Source organism: Roseateles sp., assembly GCF_036486225.1.
Classification (GTDB): Bacteria; Pseudomonadota; Gammaproteobacteria; order Burkholderiales; family Burkholderiaceae_C; genus Roseateles.
Map to the genome: position 1 here is coordinate 1 of NZ_DASVNZ010000083.1, position 2,833 is coordinate 2,833.

A 2,833-nucleotide genomic window follows, 5' to 3' on the forward strand; every position below is an offset into this window, starting at 1 on the left:
CCCGGCAGCGAGGACGGCCGCAGCGCGCGTTGCCGGAGCGCCGCGCCCCAACGCTCGATCAGCGTGGCGCGGAGGGCCGCCGGGGTCGGTCGCCGTCCAGCAGCGAGGACCGCGCCGGCGGATGCGCAGAGCAGGCCCAGCAGGAAGATCGCGCCGCGATGCGTGTTGATGCCGCCGGTCGCTTCGAGCATCCGGGCTTCAGCCTCGATGCCGGCGCGTTCCAGCGCGGGGAAGTCCGCACCGGTCGCGCCGAGATGGGCGATCCGGACGAAGTACGGCCGCAGCGCCGAGATGCTGCGCATGAAGGTCCGCGCATCCATGTCGCGGTGGCTGCCGTTGCTGGTGAAGGTGACCAGTCCGGGCTTGGGCGACAAGGCCAGTTCGTCATGCAACGCGACCGTCGCCGCGCGGCCGATGTCGTCGATGTTCATGCGGCCGCCTTGACGTCCCGGACGATCTCGCCGAGGTCCGTCGCGAGCCGGCTCCCCCCGATGGACTTCACCAGGATGGAGCGCACGCCGCCCGCGCGCCAGGTGAGCCATTCGCGCCAGGACACGGCGTTGTCGCCATCGAAGACCAGTTCGCCGTCCAGCCGGAGTCCGGGAATCTCCGCGCCCGCCAGCAGCGCGGCGACCTGGTCGGCCTGCTCGGCGTCGGTCACGCCGACCCAGAGGTCCGCATCCGAGTCGGCCCGGACGTGGACCATTGCCGACAGCGCCTGCCAGCCGTAGCTGCCGTAGACGCGCGGCTGGACGCCACAGGCGAAGGCTGCGCGGCACAGCTCGTCCCAGGCGGCGCGTGCCGACGCAGGCAGCAGCTTCGCAACGGCGCGAGCGGCGGGGAACTCGTCGAAGAACATCACCTCGCTGCGCGCAACGCTGACGCCGATGCGGCGCGACTCCCAGCGCAGCGGCGCCGACAAGCCCATCGCGATCGAGGCCGGCTCGCCGCCCGCATCGCAGCGCTGCTGCGTCACCACCAGCGGCAGCCCGCGCGAGGCCCACAGCGTGAGGCATTCGCGTTCGACGGCGTCGCGCGCGACGGCGCGCAGCCGGTCCCAGGCCGCGGGCGTCAGGTGCACGAGTTGATGGCGGTGAAGGCGGGCCATGGCATGTTGCGTTCAGAGGCGATCCAGAGGCGATCCAGAGGCGGAGAAGGCCTGACTGATGTCGATCGAGGTCAGGCTGCGTCGAGCACGCGCTGCATCACGTCTGCGGCAAGGCGGCGCCCACCGCGTTCGGCGCCGTCGATTGCGCGACGGTCCTCGTGCGGCGCGTCGACCAGCGCCTGTCGCAGCGCGGCCTGCAGGTCGCCGGTCCAGAGCCGTCGCACACCGCCCATCGCGACGTAGTTGTCGACGCCGGGCGCGAAGACGGGATTCGTCTCGGACAGCGCGGTGAGCATCTCTTCCGGCAGCTTGGTCACACGCGACATCGCGGGGATGCGCATCACGCGGATCTCGGCCTCGGGCAGCGCGTCGCAGGCGTCGGCGATCAGGCCCGAGGTGATGAAGCCGCCCGACAACGCCTGGTCGTAGACCAGCCCCAGCACGCGATGCCCGCGCCTGCGCGCGAGATCGATCGTCATGCCCAGGTGCGCCATCGCGCGGTTGATGCCGAGCAGCTCATCGCGGCGTCGAAGCTGCTGTCCCTGCGTGTCGATCAGCAGCAGGATCGGCCGGCCGGGATGGCGGGCGAGGGTGTCCAGCACCACGCGCGCCTGCGCCAGCGCGAGCTTCACGCCGATCGGCGCGTGGTTCGTCGTGCCGACGACGGTCAGCGGCTCGCCGTCGAGTTCGACGGTGCCGTGCAGGAAATCGCCGTCCTGCGTCAGGGCGACGTCGGCACCGAACAGCGTCGCGGTCAGTGTCTTCCAGTCCATCTTCGGATCTCCTTCGAGGCTCGTCGGTTCGGCCGTCCAGCAGCTCAGTCTTCCAGCGGCTCAGCCGTCAGTCGTCCAGTCGTTCAGCCGTGCAACCGCTTGACGGTCTGGGGCGCGGCGGCGAGCGTGCGCAGGGGTACGACCTCGGCGACCTCCAGGTCCGGCACCTGCGCGGCCTGCGCGACGCCGAGCCGGGTCCACAAGGCCTGCGCGTCGTCGCCGGCGACCGCGGCGTCGAGCAGCGACAGCCGATGAGCGAGCAGCGCGTGCTCCGTCTCCAACGCGTCGATCGTGACCGGTCGCGATGTCGGCAGCGTGTCCATGGCCGCGATCGCCGCGCGGCGGAAGGCGGCGACGTCGTCCTCGACCAGCGCGTCGCAGTCGCCGCTCAGCCAGCGGTGCTTGCCGCCGGTGGTGCGCCAGACCAGCGCGCGGTCGCGGGCGTCGAATTCCTCGACGCCGTTGGACGCCTCGATGACCTCAGGCCCCGACATCGCGAGCCGTCCGAGATCGCTCATGACGACGAAGTCGGTGCAACGCGCCACGATGCCCATGCCGCCGAAGCAGCCGTTGGCCGCGCCGATCAGCGCGATCACGGGGATGCCGGCGTCGCGCACGTCCAGCACCGCACGCATGACTTCGGAGACGGCGATCAGGCCCGCGTTGGCCTCATGCAGACGGACGCCGCCCGAATCGAGCAGCAGCAGCACCGCGGCGGGGCGGTCGTGCAGCGCGCGGCGCAGCAGGCCCACGAGCTTGGCGCCGTGGACCTCGCCCACGCCGCCGCCCATGAACGCGCCTTCCTGCGCGGCCACGAAGATCGGCCGGCCCAGGAGCGTGGCGCGCCCGATCGCGACGCCGTCGTCGAACGCCGACGGCACGCCGAGCTGCGCCAGATGCGGGCTCATCACGCGCTCCTGCGGCGGCAGCCATTCGTGGAAGCTGTCCGGAT

The 2,833-nt window shown here is 71.8% G+C and carries 4 protein-coding genes; all 4 read right to left on the reverse strand.

Annotation, left to right across the window (positions count from 1 at the left end; genetic code table 11):
- On the reverse strand, positions 1 to 431 hold a 431-nt coding region (locus tag VF536_RS06275), incomplete at its 3' end, for a triphosphoribosyl-dephospho-CoA synthase (RefSeq protein ID WP_331613957.1).
- Entirely contained in the window at positions 428 to 1,108 is a 681-nt protein-coding gene (mdcG, locus tag VF536_RS06280) for a malonate decarboxylase holo-[acyl-carrier-protein] synthase (protein ID WP_331613958.1), read from the reverse strand. The genes VF536_RS06275 and mdcG, both read right to left, overlap by 4 nt.
- Positions 1,109 to 1,179: 71 nt before the next feature.
- Entirely contained in the window at positions 1,180 to 1,881 is a 702-nt protein-coding gene (locus VF536_RS06285; protein WP_331613959.1) for a biotin-independent malonate decarboxylase subunit gamma, read from the reverse strand.
- Between the two features lie 83 nt (positions 1,882 to 1,964).
- On the reverse strand, positions 1,965 to 2,833 hold an 869-nt coding region (locus VF536_RS06290), incomplete at its 5' end, for a biotin-independent malonate decarboxylase subunit beta (RefSeq protein ID WP_331613960.1).

Excerpts from the sequence above, each read along its gene's own strand:
- mdcG (WP_331613958.1), bottom strand. The coding sequence starts at position 1,108 with ATGGCCCGCCTTCACCGCCATCAACTCGTGCACCTGACGCCCGCGGCC.
- VF536_RS06285 (WP_331613959.1), bottom strand. The coding sequence starts at position 1,881 with ATGGACTGGAAGACACTGACCGCGACGCTGTTCGGTGCCGACGTCGCC.